Source organism: Aeromonas sp. Prich7-2, from assembly GCF_017939255.1.
GTDB lineage: Bacteria > Pseudomonadota > Gammaproteobacteria > Enterobacterales > Aeromonadaceae > Aeromonas > Aeromonas caviae.
Map to the genome: position 1 here is coordinate 1 of NZ_JAGKRI010000022.1, position 1,105 is coordinate 1,105.

The following is a 1,105-nucleotide window of genomic DNA, read 5'->3' on the forward strand; positions in this document are numbered from 1 at the left end:
ATACCAATCGGATTAAACATTAGGTCAGTTTTATCCAATCTCGGCTACAAAGTGACATCACCCGCTCCACATCGGCAATAAAGTGCTTCCAGGCCGATGTGCAGGCATCAAGGATGTCGTCGTAATCCTTGAAGCTGCGATTAGCCAACACATGCTGACGAAGCCAGCTCCATACCTGTTCAATGGGATTGAGTTCGGGAGAATAGGGAGGGAGCTTGATCAGGCTGAGATTGGGGAAGTCATCCGCACATTCCATGGTATGCCATCCGGCGCCGTCCATGATCACCACCGCATGACGACCCGGCTTTGTTCGTGCTGCAATCAGTGCCAAGTGCTGCTTCATCACCTCCCGGTTTACCAGAGGACTGAGCAAGGCTTCCGTTGTCCCGGTTGCAGGGCAGACGGCACCGAAGAGATAGACGTACTCGAATTGTTGTTGCTGAATAGCTCGGGGGCGACTGCCACGCCTGGCCCACAGTCGGGTAGTCGTATTTTGTTGACCAAACCGGGCTTCGTCCTGAAACCAGACATCGACATTGGCAAGCGCAACATGACCCGGGATGTTAAGGATCGTTTCCAGCTGGAAGTTTTTTAAAAGCTTCCTGCACCTGCCCATCCTGCTTCGGATGTCGTGAGCGACTGGTTATCCAGGAAAACCCCAGCTCTCTGAGGAGGCGGTAGACATTGGAGAGTTCATAGGCCACACCAAACTCTCGTTCGATATACGTTTGAATATCAGTACCTTGCAGTCGTCCCCCGATGGCCAGCCGGCTTTGTTGGTCGATATATTCGCTAAGCTGGGATAGCTGTTCGGCGCCGAGCTTGGCGGGTCGGCCTGGTGGACGGACACTATCCAGCCCCGCCACGCCGTGTAGCAAGAAGTTGCTCACCCATTTGTTGACACTTGTGCGGCTGACTTTGAGAAAGCGGGCAATGTCAGTTCTGGAATGACCTTCTTGAAAGTGTGCTAACGCCAGGAATCGCATGCGTTTCCTGGCGTTGGTTTCTGCCTTGGCGAGGGCCAAGAAATCGATTGGATCGGACATACTGAGTACAGTGAAACCAGAATAGAGCAATTAGATCACATCTTTAATCTGATTGGTAT

1 protein-coding gene is annotated in these 1,105 nt (G+C 52.4%); it reads right to left on the minus strand.

Annotated features, from left to right (window positions below; all coding sequences use genetic code 11):
- Window positions 1–19: 19 nt before the first annotated feature.
- Window positions 20–1,046, minus strand: a protein-coding gene (locus tag J9892_RS05265) for an IS630 family transposase (protein WP_161469620.1) whose coding sequence is annotated in 2 segments (ribosomal slippage) — window positions 20–593 and window positions 592–1,046 — 1,029 coding nt in all. Because the reading frame shifts where the segments join, the coding sequence is not laid out codon by codon here.
- Window positions 1,047–1,105: the final 59 nt, after the last annotated feature.